The 19,248-nt window shown below is 47.9% G+C and carries 19 protein-coding genes and 2 pseudogenes; 3 read left to right on the forward strand and 18 right to left on the reverse strand.

The annotated features are described in order from the left end of the window. Positions 1–67: 67 nt before the first annotated feature. On the forward strand, positions 68–547 hold the full coding sequence (locus B9D94_RS15425) for an alpha/beta hydrolase (RefSeq protein WP_253806166.1): 480 nt from the start codon (positions 68–70) through the stop codon (positions 545–547). A gap of 175 nt (positions 548–722) precedes the next feature. Here B9D94_RS15425 and B9D94_RS15430 read toward each other — a convergent pair whose 3' ends face one another. The 14 genes and pseudogenes from B9D94_RS15430 to B9D94_RS15495 form a co-directional block, all read right to left on the reverse strand. Further along, a complete protein-coding gene (locus tag B9D94_RS15430; RefSeq protein ID WP_006210084.1) occupies positions 723–1,172 on the reverse strand; it encodes a DUF1569 domain-containing protein in 450 nt (149 codons plus the stop codon). Positions 1,173–1,197: 25 nt separating this feature from the next. Continuing rightward, complete coding sequence (locus B9D94_RS31515; RefSeq protein WP_348537797.1) at positions 1,198–1,410, reverse strand: DUF4181 domain-containing protein; 213 nt, start codon at positions 1,408–1,410, stop codon at positions 1,198–1,200. Between the two features lie 352 nt (positions 1,411–1,762). Then, on the reverse strand, positions 1,763–2,287 hold the full coding sequence (locus tag B9D94_RS15440; RefSeq protein ID WP_036639511.1) for a hypothetical protein: 525 nt from the start codon (positions 2,285–2,287) through the stop codon (positions 1,763–1,765). A gap of 15 nt (positions 2,288–2,302) precedes the next feature. Continuing rightward, the gene (locus B9D94_RS15445; RefSeq protein WP_006210081.1) at positions 2,303–2,992 is read right to left on the reverse strand and encodes an amidase domain-containing protein; all 690 of its coding nucleotides are present in this window, start codon (positions 2,990–2,992) and stop codon (positions 2,303–2,305) included. Between the two features lie 349 nt (positions 2,993–3,341). Then, positions 3,342–4,142: an RNA polymerase sigma factor SigJ gene (gene sigJ, locus B9D94_RS15450; protein ID WP_253806189.1), complete on the reverse strand. Its 801-nt coding sequence runs from the start codon at positions 4,140–4,142 to the stop codon at positions 3,342–3,344. A gap of 37 nt (positions 4,143–4,179) precedes the next feature. Continuing rightward, entirely contained in the window at positions 4,180–5,520 is a 1,341-nt protein-coding gene (locus B9D94_RS15455) for a phytoene desaturase family protein (protein WP_172963952.1), read from the reverse strand. 220 nt (positions 5,521–5,740) lie between these two features. Next, positions 5,741–5,938 (reverse strand): annotated as a pseudogene (locus tag B9D94_RS15460) (RNA ligase family protein); the annotation flags it as partial. Between the two features lie 89 nt (positions 5,939–6,027). Then, positions 6,028–7,155: a GntR family transcriptional regulator gene (locus tag B9D94_RS15465; protein WP_006210076.1), complete on the reverse strand. Its 1,128-nt coding sequence runs from the start codon at positions 7,153–7,155 to the stop codon at positions 6,028–6,030. A gap of 187 nt (positions 7,156–7,342) precedes the next feature. After that, a complete protein-coding gene (locus B9D94_RS15470; protein ID WP_148247425.1) occupies positions 7,343–8,938 on the reverse strand; it encodes an ABC transporter substrate-binding protein in 1,596 nt (531 codons plus the stop codon). 74 nt (positions 8,939–9,012) lie between these two features. After that, positions 9,013–9,909 (reverse strand): carbohydrate ABC transporter permease, encoded by an 897-nt coding sequence (locus B9D94_RS15475; protein ID WP_036642640.1) that lies wholly within the window; start codon positions 9,907–9,909, stop codon positions 9,013–9,015. A 35-nt stretch (positions 9,910–9,944) separates the two neighbouring features. Continuing rightward, a complete protein-coding gene (locus B9D94_RS15480; protein ID WP_148247426.1) occupies positions 9,945–10,904 on the reverse strand; it encodes an ABC transporter permease in 960 nt (319 codons plus the stop codon). A gap of 354 nt (positions 10,905–11,258) precedes the next feature. Then, the gene (locus tag B9D94_RS15485; RefSeq protein ID WP_172963953.1) at positions 11,259–11,510 is read right to left on the reverse strand and encodes a hypothetical protein; all 252 of its coding nucleotides are present in this window, start codon (positions 11,508–11,510) and stop codon (positions 11,259–11,261) included. A gap of 10 nt (positions 11,511–11,520) precedes the next feature. Further along, positions 11,521–12,426, reverse strand: coding sequence for a DMT family transporter (locus B9D94_RS15490; RefSeq protein ID WP_006210073.1), 906 nt, complete (start codon positions 12,424–12,426; stop codon positions 11,521–11,523). A 212-nt stretch (positions 12,427–12,638) separates the two neighbouring features. Beyond that, positions 12,639–13,448: a helix-turn-helix domain-containing protein gene (locus tag B9D94_RS15495; protein WP_063479427.1), complete on the reverse strand. Its 810-nt coding sequence runs from the start codon at positions 13,446–13,448 to the stop codon at positions 12,639–12,641. 132 nt (positions 13,449–13,580) lie between these two features. Between B9D94_RS15495 and B9D94_RS15500 the strand changes: the two genes are divergently transcribed. Continuing rightward, positions 13,581–14,387, forward strand: a complete 807-nt coding sequence (locus tag B9D94_RS15500) for a phytanoyl-CoA dioxygenase family protein (RefSeq protein WP_006210071.1) — start codon at positions 13,581–13,583, stop codon at positions 14,385–14,387. Positions 14,388–14,508: 121 nt separating this feature from the next. Here B9D94_RS15500 and B9D94_RS15505 read toward each other — a convergent pair whose 3' ends face one another. Continuing rightward, the gene (locus tag B9D94_RS15505; protein ID WP_148247428.1) at positions 14,509–15,828 is read right to left on the reverse strand and encodes an ADP-ribosylglycohydrolase family protein; all 1,320 of its coding nucleotides are present in this window, start codon (positions 15,826–15,828) and stop codon (positions 14,509–14,511) included. A gap of 92 nt (positions 15,829–15,920) precedes the next feature. On the opposite strand from B9D94_RS15505, the gene B9D94_RS15510 reads away from it, so the two are divergent. Next, a complete protein-coding gene (locus B9D94_RS15510; protein ID WP_063479424.1) occupies positions 15,921–16,817 on the forward strand; it encodes an AraC family transcriptional regulator in 897 nt (298 codons plus the stop codon). A 99-nt stretch (positions 16,818–16,916) separates the two neighbouring features. Here B9D94_RS15510 and B9D94_RS15515 read toward each other — a convergent pair. The 3 genes and pseudogenes from B9D94_RS15515 to B9D94_RS15525 all read right to left on the reverse strand — a co-directional run. After that, a pseudogene (locus B9D94_RS15515) lies at positions 16,917–17,299 on the reverse strand (GNAT family N-acetyltransferase); the annotation flags it as partial. Positions 17,300–17,421: 122 nt separating this feature from the next. Continuing rightward, complete coding sequence (locus tag B9D94_RS15520) at positions 17,422–17,937, reverse strand: DUF3189 family protein (protein WP_006210067.1); 516 nt, start codon at positions 17,935–17,937, stop codon at positions 17,422–17,424. A 156-nt stretch (positions 17,938–18,093) separates the two neighbouring features. Beyond that, the gene (locus tag B9D94_RS15525; RefSeq protein WP_148247429.1) at positions 18,094–19,176 is read right to left on the reverse strand and encodes a Gfo/Idh/MocA family protein; all 1,083 of its coding nucleotides are present in this window, start codon (positions 19,174–19,176) and stop codon (positions 18,094–18,096) included. Positions 19,177–19,248: the final 72 nt, after the last annotated feature.

Genomic DNA, 19,248 nt, shown 5'->3' on the forward strand with positions numbered 1-19,248 from the left:
GGATAACTAGCGCCCCAACTCCTGCTTCCTCCAAGCTTCTCTAACACGAACATCATTTAAAACCGCGTTGGCTGCCACACTGGCTGTACTGTATTCTGCTATAGCGGTGGCCCTGCCTCTCCTGCTTCCGGTATTTACATTTGAGCAGCCGACAGGGCCATACAACATAGGGACGGTAACCTATGACTGGAAGGATGAGATGCGAGAGGAATTGAACACCGCGGAACCTGACGATAAGCGTGAGTTAATGGTACAGATCTGGTATCCGGCCAGCCCATCGGCCAAAGGCAACAAGGCACCTTACGACGCTTACCCCGATATTTTTGAAGATGGATACAGCCAAGCGCTTCATATGCCTAAAATGTTATTCAAAAACCTTGGCTTGATCAAAACGCGTGCCGTAGAAAGAGCTGAACTCTCGGATACGGCGCCTGCCTATCCTGTGCTTCTGTTCTCGCATGGCTTTAACGGCGTCAAGAACCAGAACACCTTCCAAATCGAGCAGCTTGCAAGTCACGGGTATATTGTTATCGGTATTGATCCCTGATGGACGCGTGGTTTATTTCTCTCCGCTTATTGATAGCGGCTACGAGTATTTGGATCAATTGAATAAGGTCTGGGTGGGGGATGCGATATTCGTGCTCGATCAAGTGGAGAAGCTGGCGAAGAATGATCCAGACCAGCACTCCAAATCACCTCGCGAGTAAGCGTTTTTTTATGTATTACACACCAAATTGTTTCAGATGATGATCCAGGTGCTTGTATATTCCTTTTCCCCACTGCTCCGGGGTCAGTTTACCGAAAAACGGATGGGGATGCGATGTGCATTTCTCAGTTCCATTTTGTTGGAATAATATAATTTTCTCCTTCAATTGTTCTCTTTCCGTTTCAAAATCTCTTGGATCTGCAATCAATATTTCCGGAATGCTGGACATATTACGGGGTACTGGCTTCTCATTATATAAAACAGGCCTCGCAAACCTTCCAACGACCATACCCAACCAGCCTCTTGGCAGGTTCGTGATGCCGCTGGCTATGTCTTGGAACGCGGAGTTGTGAGCCAGCATTTGCGTTACATTCATTTTTCCCCATAGCGGCTGTGACAGCGGGCTTAAACGATCTATTCGGTTCAGTATTTCGGTCATATCCGTAGGATTGAATATATTTTTCATGGTTCCCTGCCCCTATAATCCAGAATTAATATTTTAACAAAAGGATTAATATCATCAACCCTGTGAACGAAAATGAGGTTGTTGCCAATATCATGGAAACCCGGTGGCGCCTCGCTTCCGGAATATGCTTCCATTCCATGTAACCACGAAAGCAGAAGGCCAAGGTCACTAAGAACAGCCATAACGGATAAGGTTCGCTTCGATCGATCATCCATATTAATGCTATGATTACAATCATTAAAATCCAAGAACCAATAAGATACCGTTTATACCAGGTGTATCACGCATTTCTTCTTCCCCAACATCCGTGACCTTATACAGGATCCATTGAACCACCATAATCGTAAGAAGCAAGAATGAATACAAACCTTCCATTAACGCCATCCCTCTTTTCAATTTCAAAAAAACGCTGCGACACGTAAGAAAACAAAAGGCCCATGCTGGATTGGTGTACAATGGGAGTTATCACACACCCATTGTACAGCAGAACCCAACATGAGCAACTCTCATCTTAGCATAATGGAACCAGAACCACTAGATATTGCATCTACTGCGAATCGCGCAGAAAGGCCTGTAAATCTGCAGGCAAGTTATTGTTCCGGGTACAACTCTTGATTCAGTTCACTTGTTGCTGCCATGAACTGATTCAATAGGGATTCGCCAGCATCAGATTTGTTCAATGCCTGGTTTGTGGCCAGGTTTTCAAATTGAGTTATCAGTTCTCCTTTTTTCTCCAGCTCTTTCAAAACTCGCTGCACGAGCGGGTCTTCAGAATTCTGCTGGTCCGCATAATAAGCACTTTCAATTGCGTACAGGTCTTTATAACCTGCAAAAACTTCGTTAAATTCATCAAGGGCGCTTTGTGGATGGAGTTCATTGTCTAATTCACCAGCCCTGCTCTCCAGCTCCTTAAGCTTCTGTTCATCCTCTGTTGTGGCTCCAGGTGCATCCGCAATTTTTTTCTGTGCTTCATAGCTTTCGTGTGCATAGGAAACCTTCTCTTGCAGGTTCGGACTGTTTGCATCAACCTTATTCGCGTTCATGTTAGCCCATGTAAAACCTCCAATGGCCAAAACGCTGCAGACAGACAGAATGATCCACGTGTTTTTCTTCAACTTTTCTCAGCTCCTTTAGCTTTTGATTTTGATGGATACGATCCACGAACCGTAAGCGACATAAGATTTTAACGAGATATCCTTGTTCCATGTTCCATTGCTAACAGAATGTTGTGCAACCTTGAGATCGTTTCCAGGTCCATAACCGTTTACCATTTGTGAATGGATCGTATGTCCGGCTGAATTCACGTGTTGGACAATATCTCCCCGAAACAACTCATTGTAGATGGGTTGGAAGTTATTGCTTAATTCCTGCGACGTGTATTTGGTTGCCCTGTAGGCCTTCTTTCCACCTTGGTCGTTTATAACTGCAAAATGCTCTCTGAATTGATGTGCCCCCGTCCAAGAAGAAGTTCTTGGATTTGTAGACGGCGGAACATGAGGGCCATAATAGTACCAATCCACCGTATTTCTATTCTGTCCTTTGGTTCCATTAAATGGCAGTCCGCCTCCTTCATACAATGCTTGGGATACAAAGTTAGTGCAATCTCCTCCATCGCTGTTACTCCCATAATTAGCATAACTAGGATTCGCTTGTGTTGCCCATGTTTCTGCATAGTCGGCGGCGCCGCCGCGGTCAAACGAGCTATTGGTACTTGTGGAATTCGTGAACATGACTTCTGCTCCGAAAGCTTGTGTAGACATTAATAACGTGGAACAGGCAACAACAGTGGCAACAAATGCTGACTTCAACTTTCGTTTCAACTAAAATCCAGCCCCTCCCGTGACTCTCAGTCTAGCTAATTGTAAAGCTAATCCGATTATGTAATCACGAGTTGTCCGCCTTACCCTTAGCTTAAGCAAAGAGTGCTAAAATTTTTATATTGTAACAGGACAACAGGAATTCTCACATTTAAGATGTTCCCGCTGAAACCTGACACAACTGACCTTCTTGTAATATAGACGCTTATAAACAGAGAAAAGTTATACTGAATTGTAATTTTTTTACTAAATATTCATTCCTCTCCCATTAATAGATAGATATTATGAAATAAGAGACCCTTGCAGCAAAATCGCTGAGGGCCTCTTCAACCAGTTTTTTGGGGATTGCATCTTACAGATTAAAATGAAGCAGCTTCTCGGGATTCATGACAATATAAACATTGGAGATAAGATCATTCTCAATCTGTATCGAAATAACCGAAAATGTAAAGGGACCCGTCTTGATAACAATACCCGGAAGAGCGTTCACTTCACGAAGCTCGCATACGAAATCCTGCGGTACTTTAGGCCGAATCGCCTCGAAATAGCGAGAGACGATTTTGGAACCGACAATCGGCCGGAGAGCGGCTTGCGCTTTTCCACCGCCGTCGGTGTATAGAGTGGCATCGACCTTCAGAATATCCAGAAGTAGATTCATATTGCCCGTTGCAAGTGCCTGAATGAAGGTCTCGACATGACGCACACCCACAGCTCTCACCTCAGACCGCGTTTCCGGTTGCTGCGCCAAACTTCGGCGTGCCCGGTAATCAATCTGTCTGCAATTTCCTTCGCTCTTGCCAACAATCGTGGCGATCTCACTAAACGGCAGGGTGAATACCTCTCGGAGCAGAAATACGATTCGTTCCATATCTGAAAGCTGATGCAGAAGGAGCAAATAGGCGGTTGTTAGTGACTCCTTAATAATGTACTGGTCCATAGGATCATCGCTAACTGCTGCATAAGGCTCTGGAAGCCAGGGACCAACATACGTCTCACGCTGCCTGCTGGCCGACTTCAGCTTGTTGAGACATCGATTGACCGTCATTTTGCACAAATAGGATTTGGCATTACGGATTTGCGTTCCGTCCCCTTCTTCAAGCGAAAGAAATACGTCCTGCACGATGTCCTCGGCATCCATAACACTGCCCATCATCTGATATGACAAAGAAAATAGCAGATGCCTCCATTCGTTATACCAATGTTCGGTTTCTATTGCGGCTCACCCCAGTCCTGCGTTCATCATCATTGCGTTTAATAATAGCATGTGCCGCTCGTTTGGCGCTTGCGAACGCGGCGTCCGCCAATACTTCTCCATGGCTGACCCAATCTCCTGCCACATATAACCCTTCCACTTCCGGTACTGCCGGACCCGGAGGGGGATCACTCTTGTCGGTGGAACGAAAATCATGAACGACCGTAATTCTTGGCAGATACTGCCGCGCAATCTCCTCGCTTCGCCATCCCGGATGCATTAAATCCATCGCTGCCTCAAGCTGCTGCTCATTATCCTGCGGATTCCCAGCGTGTTCACCAAGCTGCTTAACGAGATGAATGATAAAGCTTCCATCATCATTCAATCTGGCTACAGATGAAGGACTGTTATAAAAAATTGGCGCATCCAGCCAGAAACCGGCAATGTAAGATCGGTTTTTTGGATTCGGAAGCCGGCGAAGCACTAAATCCAGGCAGGCAGCTGCCATGGGCCGAGTCTCGTTCTTCCAACGGAGCAGACTCGTCTTCTCCGCGCCCCTTACCAGCTTGCATGCTTGTTCAGGACTTCCTGTCATCATCACGTTTGGAACAGTAGTCGTTCGGTTGTCTGAAAAATGAACGATCCACGCCGACTCGTGTTGAACAACCTCAGCAACACCCAGTCCGGTTGCCATGACAACGCCTGCTCGCGAAGCCTGCGCTTCCAGTTCGTTGATGAGCGATACCCATCCCCCATCGAGATAAAACGCTTTACCCGCAAACGTACGCTGCAGTTGACGTACAGCCTCTCTTGCCCCATGAAGGCTGGGATCGGGCACGAAGGAATTGGATCGGCAGATCGAGTAGACGATGTGCCGGATCATCGGGTCGTTAATTTCCCGCTCCGCCCACTCTCTTAACGTCAGACGTTCCAACTGCCCCGTTTTGATTCTCCCAAGCTTTATCATGAACCGAACGAGCTCGGCCTTGCCGGATAACGAGAGTAAACGTGAGGTAAGCAGCTTTACGGGGCCCGTAGGAATGTCATACACTTTACGATTCCAGATGCCCGCAACGCGCGGAGGAGGGTTGGCTCCAATCAGCTTCACCCCTAACTCATTCAACACCGCCTCCCCTTCCCCATCCTGGTAAAAAGCATGCACGCCAAGATTCAAGGCCGCCCCTTTCTTCTTCACCGTCATCGCGCGTCCCCCAAGCCGATTCGATTTCTCGGCCAGAAGAACGGAGAGACCTGACCGCGCTAAATAAATAGAGGCAGTTAGACCTGCCAGCCCACCGCCTATAATGACAACATCAAAGGTTTTATCCCATCGATCCACCTTCATCACCTCTTCAATTTTATAGTTAAGACAATTGGAGGCGATCATTTGTTACAAACCAATTCTTAAAATCACGAAAAATTTTAGCATGAAGCCAAAAAAAGCCCCGATTTACACGGCAGCTCCAGGTCTATGTATTCTCATTCGTCTGACATATTGTAATGCATGCTGGAATTACATGATGAACACCTCATTCTTTGAAAACGTTCCTGATATAGTCATCTTCATTCCATATCCCCTTGTATAAAACGGGAACCGCTGCAAGCCCCAAACGATCCGCCCAATCCTCTGTCTCATCCCATGAGAGGCATACGTTATGTTCGTTCCACACCGAGAACAGCAAGAAATAGGAAGGCAGCGCTGAGTACAAAAGGGAATGCTTGGCATATACGTTTTCCCCGCATATGCGATATCCTTCCGTAATCCGATATTAAATCATACGCACATAAAAAAACTGACTGCTGACAGGACCGCATCCCGCCAAGCAATCAGCTGTGAAACTTCCGTCTACTGAACCGAGTTGCCTTTTGGAGCGACTGCGGTTGTTCCTCTCTCCACTAACTTGACCGGTACCAGCATCCTGCTCGGCGTCTGCTTCCCTCGTTCCAGCCAATTCACCACGTTTTCAGCCGCTTGACGACCAATCTCGTAAAAATTCTGTTCTACCGTGGTCAACGGAATGATGACATGCTCCGTCACCGGATTGTTATCAAATCCTATAATTGAAATATCCTCCGGAATACGGATGCCTCTCTCCATGCAAAGATTCAGCAAATTAGCTGCAATCAGATCGTTCTCTGTCTGAACCGCAGACACTCCTTCCATCCGGTAAGAGTCCAGCAGCTCATTATAAAATCGTTCGACGCCAATCTTTTCCCGGTATCCCTTCATATTCAGCTTGATGTATCTGCTGTCTACGGGAATTCCATGGTCTTTAAGCGCTTGGCAGTATCCGAAATATCGGTCGCGCACGGAAGAGGTGGATTCGATGCTGACCGCAGTCAGAAAGGCGATTTTTCGATGTCCAAGCTCAATCAATTTGGATACGGCTTGGTAGGAGCCGTTGAAATTGTCCGATACTACCGCTCCTAAGGGAAGGCTGTCGAAATACTTGTCAATGGTGATGATCGGATAGTCTTCAAGGCAAAGCCGATGCAGAATATCGTAGTTCGTCTGATCGTTTCTCGGATACAGAATGATGGCCGCAATGCCCTTCCGGGTCAGCATCTCCAGCAGATCGCGTTCTTTCTGGGAGTCGTAATCGCTTTGGTGAATGCTCAAATAATAGCCGTTCGCGTTTAGCCAGTCCGAAGCTCCGCGAATATAACCCATTGTACCACGGTCGTCCTCGGAAGGCAGGATAAGCGAGATCATTTTCTCTGTTCCATCGGAACGCTGCTCAGGGCCCCGGGTTCGAGACTTTACAAAGCTCCCGCTTCCCTTAATTCGGTAGATGAACCCGTCCCGCTCCAGCTCCTCGAGCGCTCTTCTTGTTGTAATACGGCTCACGCCGAAGGTGGTGCTAAGTTCAGCCTCTGTCGGAAGCTGGGCTTCCGGAAGGTAACGCCCCGATGAAATTTGCGATTTAAGCTCGTCCATAATGACGCTGTACAGCGGTTTATTGTCTTTGCTCAACTTGGTTCTCATCCCATCTTTATCTTTTTTCCAGTTGTGGACTAGTCGCACTCAAATTATATCGTTTGCATCAATAGCATGTAAACCGCCCTTAGGATCAGTCCTATCCCACTTTCCCCAATCCGGTCAAGCGACTCCCTTAACATCCTGGAAATTCAGCCTTTCCGGATGGGCGGCTTACCTCATTTTATTTTACGTTTGAGTAGCGTTCATACTGTGCCTTTTTGATATCCAGATAGCTCTGGGCTCCCATCTTGTCGAGCGTCTTCACGTAATGATCCCAATCGGTATCCAGACTGGCTTTGCCCGTGACAAACTTTACCCGCATTTCCTCAATATATTTATTAATGTCGGTCAGGATCGCGCTTGTTTGATTCGCTTCGTCATCCGTGGGTACAAAATCCGGCCACAGCTCTTTGGGCGCCAAAACATCCAGCTCTGCCGGATCCGCCTTGATCTCATCCGCAACCGTCGTTCCCCTCGCTGCCATTCGCAAGCTATCGTCCGGCTCAACATATGGATAATAGGCTCCATATACATTGTCAACATATTGGAAAGCACCTAGCTGGACGCCGCCCTTGTAGTTCAAGATCTCATCCTTGTATTTCGGTTTGCCATCAACCAGGTCGTAGGTTTCGCCTTCCAGGCCAAATGTGCCAAAATTGATGCCCTCCTCTCCATAGAAATAATCAATCCATTTGATTGTTTCAACGGGATACTTGTTTTTGTTCGTGATTACAAAACCGAAGATACCCTTGGCCGGAGGGCCGAGCACGCCTGCCAGCTTATCACCGTTCGGACCTTCCAGCGCATGGATTCCCACATAGTTTTCTGCTGTATCCTTACCGATGTAACCCGGCCCTTCCCACACGAAGGAGCCAATCAAGTTGTTAGAGCCGTCTGTTGACCACTTGGCATAATCATAACCGGTCGTGAAATTTTGCTGAGCAAGCGAGCCGTCCTTATACAGATCATTCATATAACGCAAAAGCTCCCTGTACTTCGGATCATTGAAAGTTGTTTTAACCGCGCCGTCCGCGTCCTTGTAGAGGTATTGGCCGAACGCTTTGGCTCCGCCTTCTCCCATGCCGAAGCTGCCTGCCAAAAAGCTCTCCAAGAACGTCCAGTATTGGGATTCGAGCACCCAGCCCAGACGTGAGCTGTCCTTCTCCCGAATCTTCATCAATGCCTCGCGGAACTCAGCGGTTGTCTCCGGAACTTCCAGCCCTGCTTCATCGAGCCAGCTTTTGTTAATGTACAGGCGAACGGAATTGAACGCTTTGGAGAAATCGACGTAAGGCAGCGCATAGATATGTCCGTCCGACATGGTGATGGCTCCCTTGATGTCCGGATTGTCCTTGAGCAGCTTGTTCAAATTGGGCGCGTGCTCTTCAATCAGTTCCTCCAGAGGGATAAACAAACCCTGCTTGCCGTATTTCATCAGCTCGTCCGTGCCGAATGCAATGCGATAAAACGCATCTGGCAGGTCATTGGACCCGAGCATCACATTTTTCCTTTCCGTCACGGCAGACCCGGCCAGCTCCTCAAACTCAACGTGAATTCCGGAAATCTCCTCATATTTTTGCCACATCCACAATTGATCGGCTGGAGGATGTACATCGGTATATCCGCGTTTCACAATCTTTAACGTAATGCTTCCCGGATCGCCGTCCGTTCCGGCAGGCTCCGGTGTTGCCTCTCCTCCTGAACCGCCGCCGCAGGCGGAAAGCACCAGAGAGAACATCATTGTTATGGCAAGCAGAAGATACAGCCCTTTTCTCATATCCACAAACCCTCTTTCCACGATTATGAGGTCCTGACGGAAAACCAACTGCTTTTCCCGCTTCAGTACCGGCCTTACCCTTTGATAGCTCCCACCATGATGCCTTTCTCAAAAAAACGGGACAGCAATGGATACAGCAGAAGCAGCGGCAGGGCGGACAAAACCACGATGGCGTATTTCAAACCTTCCTTCACCATCATCTGATCTGCGTACTCAGCACCAACCGATATTCCGGCCATTTCCTTGAAATCGTTCTGAACTAAAATTTCTCTTAAAATGAGCTGAAGCGGAAATTTGTCCCGATCCGTCAAATAAATCATGGCGTCAAAATAGGAATTCCAATGGCCAACGCCGTAGAACAGGATCATGACGGCGATGATCGGCATGGATAAAGGGAGCACAATTTTATACAGCATATGAAAGTCATTACATCCGTCCACATAAGCGCTCTCCTCCAGCTCGACCGGAATACGGGTCTGAAAGTAGGTCCTCATGATAATCATGTTGTAAGCACTAATCGCTCCAGGCAGCACCAGCGCCCACATCGTATTCAGCAGGCCCAGCTCCTTGTTCACCAGGTACAGAGGAATCAGGCCGCCACCGAAAAACATCGTAAAAGCGAATAACAGCGTGAACAATCCCTTACCGTAAAAACGCTTTCTCGACAGAGGATAGGCACCCAGCACCGTCATCATAATATTGATGGCTGTACCTGCGAATGCGTACAGGATGGTATTGGCGTATCCCCTCCATATTTCACTGTTCTCGAACACTTTGGCATAACTGTCCAGGTTGAAACCTGCCGGATATAGTAGCAGCGGCTTGTCCCAAATCTGGCGTGGATCGGAGAATGAAGCCAACAGGACGAAAATAAGCGGGTATAGAATAACGATGGTCACCATAATCGACATAATAAGAATGATGATATCCGCCAGCTTTTCCCCTGTCGTTCGTTTGATGTTCAGCAGCACGGCTTAAACTCCCTTCTTTGCACGGTGATCTTTCCCTACCATAGGCTGGTCTCCCCTGCTTTGCGGGCAACGGCGTTGACGATGATCAGAATGATAAAGTTGATCACGTTATTGAACAGTCCCACTGCCGCGGAAAAGCTGTATTGCGTATTCAAAAGCCCGCTTTTGTACATGTAAGTGGAAATGACCTCGGACGTTTCCAAATTCATTGGATTTTGCATCAAGAGGATCTTCTCGAAACCTACACTCATGATGCTTCCTGCACTCAGAATCGACAGAATCATAATCGTTGGCACAATACCGGGGATGGTGATATGCCAGATTCTCCGAAATTTGCTGGCACCGTCCATGTAAGCCGCCTCATACAGGTCTGGGGAGATGCCCGATATGGCTGCGCTGTATATGAGTGACGACCAACCGACTCCTTGCCAGATGCCGGACCAGACATACAGATGCCAGAAATTAGAAGGCTCTGCCAGGTAATCTACCGGTTCCCTTCCAAAAGATGTAAGAACGGAGTTAAAAACGCCGTTCGTAGGTGAGATGAAAAAGAACAGAATGCCAACCGCGACCACGACCGAGATAAAGTGCGGAGCATAAGAGACGCTTTGTGCGAATGAGCGGAGTTTACGACTCCGAATCTCATTGAACAGGAGCGCTAGCAGGATGGGAGCGGGAATGCCGATCAGCAGGCCGTATAAGCTGATGCCAATCGTATTCTTGAGAATCGTCCAGAAGTAATACGCGTCAAACAGCCTTTCGAAATGCTCGAAACCGACCCATGGGCTGTTCCAGATGCCAAGTCCGGGCATAAAATCCTTAAAAGCAATCTGCACACCGTACATCGGCCAGTAATGCCAGATCAGGAAGTACAGCACCGCTGGGGAGATGATGATGTACAGCCCGATATTTCGCTTTAGCTGCCTCTTGACATGTTTCCATTTGCTCGGCTTGGGAACGGGATGTGGGGATGCCGAGTTTAATCGGGCGTCCATACTTTGTCATGACCTCCTTTTTTGCTGCAGATCAGAGATTCGGGAGATTAATGCAATCTCAGCAGATCTAGAGAATCTCGATGCAATTGAATTCTCCCAGTTCAGAAATTCATCACCTCCCTCCTTATAATTTGTTCTAACATTTTTTATGTATATGATTATTTGTTATAACACATTTTAGTGAGGATTTATTTTCCAGTCAATATAGCATCGAAAAATTGTGACTTTAGTTGTATTAGGCCTGAATTTGTTATGACAAATTTCGACGAAGGTGTGAAACAGTAAATTTCTTAGCTTGTGAAATAAATAAAACAGCCGCGTAAATATCGTGGCTGTTACCTGTTTTTCGCTGAGTTATGAGATTGATTCGCTTATACCAGGACGCGGCAAGTCCTTTTTCGGGACTTGCTGCGCCTGCGCGAACGCTTTTGCTTGCTGCAAGTCCTTTTTCGGGACTTGCTGCGCCTGCGCGAACGCTTTTGCTTGCTGCAAGTCCTTTTTCGGGACTTGCTGCGCCTGTGCGAGCGCTTTTGCTTGCTGCGCCCAACATAGCTGGGCAGAAAAAAAAGAGCAGATCATCTGCTCTTTTTTGCGTATTCCCATCAACCGATGTTACTTATCCAGGAATCCCAGCTGCTTTCCCCTTCGATCGGCTCCCCCCGCGGTTAGTAATGAACACCCCGGATAGTATGAGAATAAGGCCGATGATAAGGTTCCATCCGATAGGTTCATCCAGCAGCGTATACCCCCAGATCATCGCCGTTGCAGGAACCAGGTAAGTGACGGAGGTGGCGAATTCCGGACTTCCTTTTAACACCATATAATTGAACAGGATGTATGCGACACCTGACCCGAAGATGCCAAGACCGACCAGAGCGCCCATGTTGGCAGGTTCTAAGATCTTTGTCACGTCAACCCTCTCCGTCGTAAAGGCAAGGATGCCGCTCCCTACCATCGCGCCAAGCAGAGTTCCGAACGTTAACTGATACATCGTGAGTCCACCCAGCAATCGCTTGGATAACTGTGAACCCACGGCATAACACATAGTGGCCCCGATCATCGCAGCAAAACCAATGAAATCGACGGTCATGAAAGAGCCTGGGCGAATGCCCAGCAGAATGATCAGACCGACAAGCGCAATTCCCATGCCGACCCACTGTATCCGCCGGAATACGGAGCCGAAGAATAGTAACCCTACAAGCATCGTCCATATCGGCGTCGTTGCATTCAATACCGAAGCCATGCTGCTGGCTAGCTTAGTCTCGCTAAACCCGATTAATGTCCATGGCAGAGCCATATTAATCATGGCGACTACGAAGGTTGGAAGCCATTTAATTCTTCGCAGGTCGAACGGCTTTCGCATTATCAGCATGATAATCGAAATAAATAGAAATCCGCAGGTAGAACGCAGAAATGCAATCCCCCATGGACCGAAATCGTGCAGTAAACTTTTAATGAAAAAGAACGAACCTCCCCATATGAGACTTAGGAGGATGAGCGCAATATACAAGGATCGTGCCAACGTAATACCTTCTTTCTATTTGTAGGACATCCTTATAATTTAACATCTCGTAAGGGAAGTTGTACAGAGCGTTTTTCTACAGCCCTCATGCAGGCAGGAGACAGCCTTTTCCTTATTTGAGCAAGTACTCCCGGCGAAACCCAAGTTTCCGACCTCTCGCGATGTAACATCCATACGAATAAGCATAGCCGTTTCATGCATTGCACTTCAGCTTACAGCATGGATGTCGGCTTGTAATCCTGGCGATACTGCCTCGGCGAAACCCCGTATTGTTTACGAAACTGATCCGCAAAATGATTGTAACTGTTAAAGCCGACATCCTGAGCAGCCTCGCTTGCGGTCCGGCCGGAATGAGTCATCAATAAAGCGGCATGGCGAACCCTCATTTGATTCAGATGCTCTACGATGGTGTACCCTGTCTCTTGTTTGAACAAATGTGCCAGCCTGGACCCCGAGACTCCGACCTCTCGCGATATGGCGTCAATTCGAATATCTTCCTTTAGCGAACGGGACAACAGCCCCAGCGTTTGCTCGACTCTAGGGTCCATTCTTTTATTTGTGCGCTGTGCAAGCAGAAGCAAAATCTCACGCAGCGCGTTCTCACACAGCGCCTCCCACAAATCTAAGCGGTCCAGTGAATCTTGCAGCACATTCCGGAACGCTTGCTCGACACGGCCTCGGACACGTTCATCGGGCAGGGTTTCGACCAGAAACTCCTGGTTTCTTAGCATCCAGTTTTCCGGAAGTCCAGGATAATGGATCCAGAGAAAGTTCCAGCGCTTCCCTGGTGCTGTCCCGTATTCATGAGTGATGCCGGCGCGCAGCAGTCCAAGTTGCCCGGATCCGCAGCGTTTCTCCCCGGCAGGCGTGCGAAAGTAGCCCTCTCCATGCAGCGTATAAACAAGCAGCCAGTCCTGCATCCCTTGAGGTCGACGCAGGCGATAAGCATCGTCTTGTTCAAAATGGTCGCCGAATATCGTTCCGGTACTTTCCAACGATATGACAGCCCGTTCGTTTCGCATGAACCTCTCCTCCCCGATTCCTCAAATAGCAGAATCCCGGTACTTTTAAGCAGATATCATACTTCCTCTCAAGATAAGCAGACCTTATTCTATTGTCAACAGAAAAACCATCATCTGATCGGAGGGACTACGATGCGAGAGAAGTTAAACGTATTGACCGAGGAGCAGCTGCACAAGTTCGAAACAGAGGGATATTTAATTGTAAAAGGGCTCTTCCGGCAGGAGGAACTGGCTGAAATTGAAGCAACGTTTGAGGAGATCAGCCAAAAGACCGTACCCGGCCACTTCGAGCCGGTCTTCAATGATACAGCTGTCGAACCGCTGAAACGCTATCCGCGTGTTATGCATCCGCACCGTTTTGATGCAATCGCAAAAAAATACATGCTGCACAAGCCTGTCATGGACGTATTGGCTGATTTGTACAGCGAGCCTGCGCTCGCAGCTCAAAGCATGTTTTATTACAAACCTCCCGGTTCCCGCGGTCAAGCGCTGCACCAGGATAATTTCTACCTGCAGGTGGAGCCGGGCAACTGCATCGCGGCGTGGACGGCGATCGACGCGGCTGATGAAGAGAACGGCGGCTTGCTCGTCGTTCCGAAAACAAGTAATTATGCCCTTGTGTGCCCGGAGGAAGCCGATTCGCGCGAGTCGTTTACCACCCATTTCGTGAAACCGCCAAAAGATCAAACGGTCCTCCCCGCCATAATGGACAAAGGCGATGTGCTCTTTTTTAACGGCAACCTCATCCATGGCTCTTACCGCAACAAATCGAACCGTTTTCGCCGTGCCTTTATCTGCCACTATGCCAACGCGTCGGCAACCAAGATCGGTGCTTTCTACCGGCCGTTGTTCCGGGAAGACGGCACGGAGGTCCATCTGGACAGTAATCCGAATGGCGGCCCTTGCGGCGTCGAGTTCGAAACGCCGTATCCCCATTAGATTTCAGACGACCAGCGCACATTTTCATGGCACTGGTCGCCCTATGTTAACTTTCATTGAATAGGAGTTTTTAGCATGCATTGAACCACTCTGCAATTTTATATCGGAGCAGGCTCCCCATTTATATCTCTTGCTTGGAATCGATATAGGTCTGCTCTGCCACGATGGTAAATCGCTCCACGAGATCACTGATTTTGAAATTCTCCGCACCAATCATATAAGTCTTTACCGTATCATGAAACGGCGCATGCCAATGGGCAGGAACGCCCTCCTTGCCAACGATTGCCCCGACGATGCTCCCTGCGGTAGCCGCTGTGCAATCATTGTCCAGCCCCATTGCCACCGTCTCGGAAATGACCTTGGACACATCCGTCCCTCCGATCATTAAACCGAATACAGTCAAACATGCATTGTTGTTCGTATGAACGGGAGACATGCCTTGAAAGCGCTTGTTCACGGCTTCTCGCGCTTCTGCGTAATTCCGGATATCTCCACCTATGGCGAGCGCCCATTCGATATCCTTATATAGGCTGCATTCGCTAGGAATTTCTGTCAGTCCAGTGCGAAGGGCGTCCACCGGATGATCGACGGCAAAGGCGGCTGCTTGAGCCGCACTAAAAAACATTTCGCCATAAATTCCGTTCCTTCGATGGCTCAAATAAGCGTCTCGATACGCGTACTCTGCCGCTTTCGACGGGAACCCCGGTGCAATGTATGCCCACGGATCGGATCGAATATCTGCACCGATCCATTGACAATACGGATTCTCTAAGCTTGCTGCTTCCATAGCCGTCTTGCCTGCTCTCAAGTTACGAAGGGCAACCTCTTCAGCCGTACATGCAAGCGGCAAATATTTCACCCAGCTCTTCCCCACGTCCTCCGTCGTAAAATGAATCCCATGCTCCTCCGCGATCAGCAGCCCCAGAATCGTATACGTAATATCATCGTCGACGGGAACTCCGCTCATGCCTTCAAGCGTATATTCATAAAATGTGCTCTTCCCATATCGCCGATGGTTCGGATTCTTAACCCGGGTCCAATAGCTGCGCGGTGGAAAGGCATCCCCAATGTACTCGGCCCAACTCTTCATTTCATCCACTTCCCATAGTTCGACGGGAGCTCCCAGCGTACATCCGGCGAATCGGGCGAGCATAGCGCCCTCCAGCTTATCTTTATACTCGGACTGATTGAATGTTTTCCACATTCTTCGAGGACCATTCGTACGAAGCTGCTGAATCCCACGCAGATCATTCGGCTCTTGGGAAGCCAGTTTCCCATCAACAGGCAGACCTTGCAATTTCTCCGCGGCTTCCTGCATTGCCCGTTCAATATCCTGCCAAATGCCGGAAACGCCATCTGCACCATATTCATGGGCTAATCGCCCGTACTCCATAATTTTTTCGGATAACTCAGCCAATTTCGGTTCTATAGGATAAGCCATGTCACTTTCTCCTCTCGCTTCATATGTAATCGATTTCATATCTAGTTTATAATATGAAAGATAACAATTCTGCTCAATAAGGACTGAAAACTATGCAGAAACAACCATCTTCCTATGAGATTATCGGTCAGCCGTATTTGCTCCCTCCCACGTTTCCCGTGGATTGGATCGGAAACCATGTCCAAAACGATGCCGATATTACGTATCTTCATTATCACAATTGTCTTGAAATCGGATACTGTCACGAGGGCTCAGGCGTGTTTTTTGTAGAGGACAAGATCCTGCCTTACTCAAAAGGCGATGTGAGCATTATTTTTCCGGGGCAGCTTCACCTTGCGCAAAGTGTTAAAAGTCAGGTGAGCCGATGGGATTTTTGCTTCTTAGATCCGAATGCGCTGCTTGGCACGGCCCATCCCCGATCGTGGAACGCCCCTGCTCCAGCGGGATTCGCTAATATCATCAGTCCGGGCGATGCTCCCGACATCACATTAATGACGGAATATCTCATGAAAGAACTAAGTCAGCAATTATCAGGCTACGAATCGGCCGTCAAAGGGTGCCTTTGGACGCTGATGACCCTCATTACCCGAATCATCGATCAGATGGCTGACGATACACCAGTAGTTGGAGCTGCCGATCGAAATTCCATGAACACAATTTCCAAATCGCTGGAGTACATCTCACAGCATTACATGGAACCGATTCATATTCATGAATTGGCGGCAGTTTGCAGCTTAAGCGTCACGCATTTTCGTCGAACGTTCCGCGTTTGCATGGGAATGGCTCCGCTCGATTACTTGCACAATGTGCGAATGCAGATGGCCTCTGCATTACTATCCCATACCGATAGCAGCATACTGTCAATCTCCCAAGAGGTAGGCTATGCAACAATATCCAGCTTCAACCGCCACTTCAAACATTGGACGGGAATAGCTCCCTCCAAATGGCGCGCGATAAAAAAACAGGGCAAACAACCCATGAAACCGTGAGAAGAGGTTCGTATCTTGATCGCAGAATACCATCCATTCCCATGCGCTCTCCAACATACAAAGAAACCGTCTGTTATCAGACGGTTGGATTGAACCAATGCTATGTATTTCGATACCCTCCACGCGGTTTATCTCCTTTTTCAATAACAAATCCCATTCTGGTATGGTAAGCGATGGAGCTTGTATGGATTGGAGACGTGATACAGCGAACAATTTCTAAACCCTGCTTATTCACTTCATTAAAATACGTTTCGTAAAGCTGACGTCCGATGCCACGCTGCCGATGCGCAGGATGGATGCCAACAAATGAATATAAGCCTCTTCATTTCGGATTTGGGATAAAAATCCAATAAGGAAACCTAGCATTGCTCCATTCTCTTCAACTATAAAACCCGTATCTTGAAAATGATCAAAAACAGCTTCGGCAGCATATCTGCCATTAGACGACCGTTCCACCAATTGTATAAAACAGAAATTATCATCTCGTAATCTGACGATTGGGCCCTGGGGACAAAAAAAGAAGATGACCCAATTATAGCAAAGTCATCTTCTAAGAATTTTATACAAATACATTCAAAATAAAGAGCTTCTCCATCGAAAATAACTAAGCGGAATACTCTTTATTGTCAATGACGATGACGGGTTCAGTCCCTGATCTCGCAGCTGCGGTCTTCTTGGTATGGATGACCAATTCATGAATATTGCTGCAGGATTTCTTCGCACCCATGACCAATAACGGCACCCCTAGAGCGTCCAGTTTCAACCTTCTGGATAACAGTCCGCCCATCGTCATGGAGAATGGTACCGTTGGCGACGTGTTGGAATATATGATAGGCTCATCGTTCTGGTATTTGTCTTGCAGGATTAAGCTCAAGTTCTTCAATGCTTCCACTACCACCTTGGAGGATCCCCGCCCAACCGAGTAAACCGGATTCCCGTTCTCATCCAGGCCGTGAAAAATGAGCTTGCCCATATCCGAGGTTTTCAGTTTGTTGAAATAATCAACCGCCAGAATTTCTTCTTTTGTAAGCTGTCGATTCGTAGGCAATTTATTTAGATGATACGCTGCTGCCAACGACGTTGTGTGGGTCCCCCCGTAATCATTGTAAATAAAGATCATACATCCCGTCTCCAATCATAGAGTAATGTGCTTATTATTACCATTAAGCTCTGTCTCATTCGCCGGATCTCAGCATCGAGCTAGGTGATAACAGAAAAAAGCCCTGATTCCTCAGGACTTCTTCTTATCTCTATATGGAAATATTCATAAACTTGATTAATCCAGGTATACTGCTTTTCCAAGACGGGCCGATTCGTACAGAGCTTCCAGAATACGTGATACAACATAAGCTTGCTCAGGAGTAACGACAGGGTCTTTATCCTGATCAATGGCTTCGATCCATCTTCTCATTTCAACATCCGGAGCCTGTTCCTTCTTACCGTCATAGAAAGCTACCCCGCCGGAGTTCAACTCAATTTCATTGGTGTACAGACGGCTGAATTTCTCTCCGTTAATGCGAAGGCCGTTCTTCATATCGGCCCCGCCTTCCGAGCCGCTAAGAGTACATTTGGCTTCGTCAATATCAAGCGTATTTAACGCCCAGCTTGATTCCAGGATGATGGTTGCTCCGTTCTCCATTACAATCATGCCGAAAGCGGAATCTTCAACCGTAAATTTCTCGGGATCCCACGGTCCCCAAGCATTTGCCGCATTCTCCTTACGGGACAATTCATGATATGTAGTACCGAGTACGATTTTCGGCTTGTAATTATCCATCATCCAGAGCGTCAAATCCAGCGCGTGCGTACCGATATCGATCAGCGGCCCTCCGCCTTGTTTTTCCTCATCCAAAAATACGCCCCAGGTCGGAACAGCTCTTCTCCGTACCGCATGTGCCTTGGCATAATAAATATGACCGAGCTCTCCGGCTTCGCACACCTCTTTAAGATAAAGACTGTCTTCACGGAACCGATTGTTGTATCCGATCGTCAGTTTCTTGCCCGTACGCTGAGCCGTTTCCATCATCAGTTTGGCATCCGCAGCCGTTTTGGCCATCGGCTTCTCGCACATAACATGCTTTCCGGCCTCAAGCGCAGCAATGGAAATTTCCGCATGCGAATCATTAGGGGTAAGCACATGAATGATATCAAGGGTAGAATCCTTTAGCAGCTCCGTGTAATCTCTATATACTTTTGCTTCCTCGCTGCCATATTTGCCAGCAGCCTCTTCAGCCCGATCTTTGACGATATCGCAAAACGCTGCAAGCTCCACACTATTCAATCTGCTTAAGCTGGGCAGATGTTTTCCGTTTGCGATTCCGCCACAGCCGATAATACCAATGCGATAAACTTTTGACATGTATCATCACCATCACTTTCATGAGTTTTTATAAGAAGCATAATTATAGAGCCCTGCCCCATACATTTAATG

The sequence above is a fragment of the Paenibacillus sp. Cedars genome, from assembly GCF_003184205.1.
GTDB classification, from domain to species: Bacteria; Bacillota; Bacilli; order Paenibacillales; family Paenibacillaceae; genus Paenibacillus_AQ; species Paenibacillus_AQ glucanolyticus.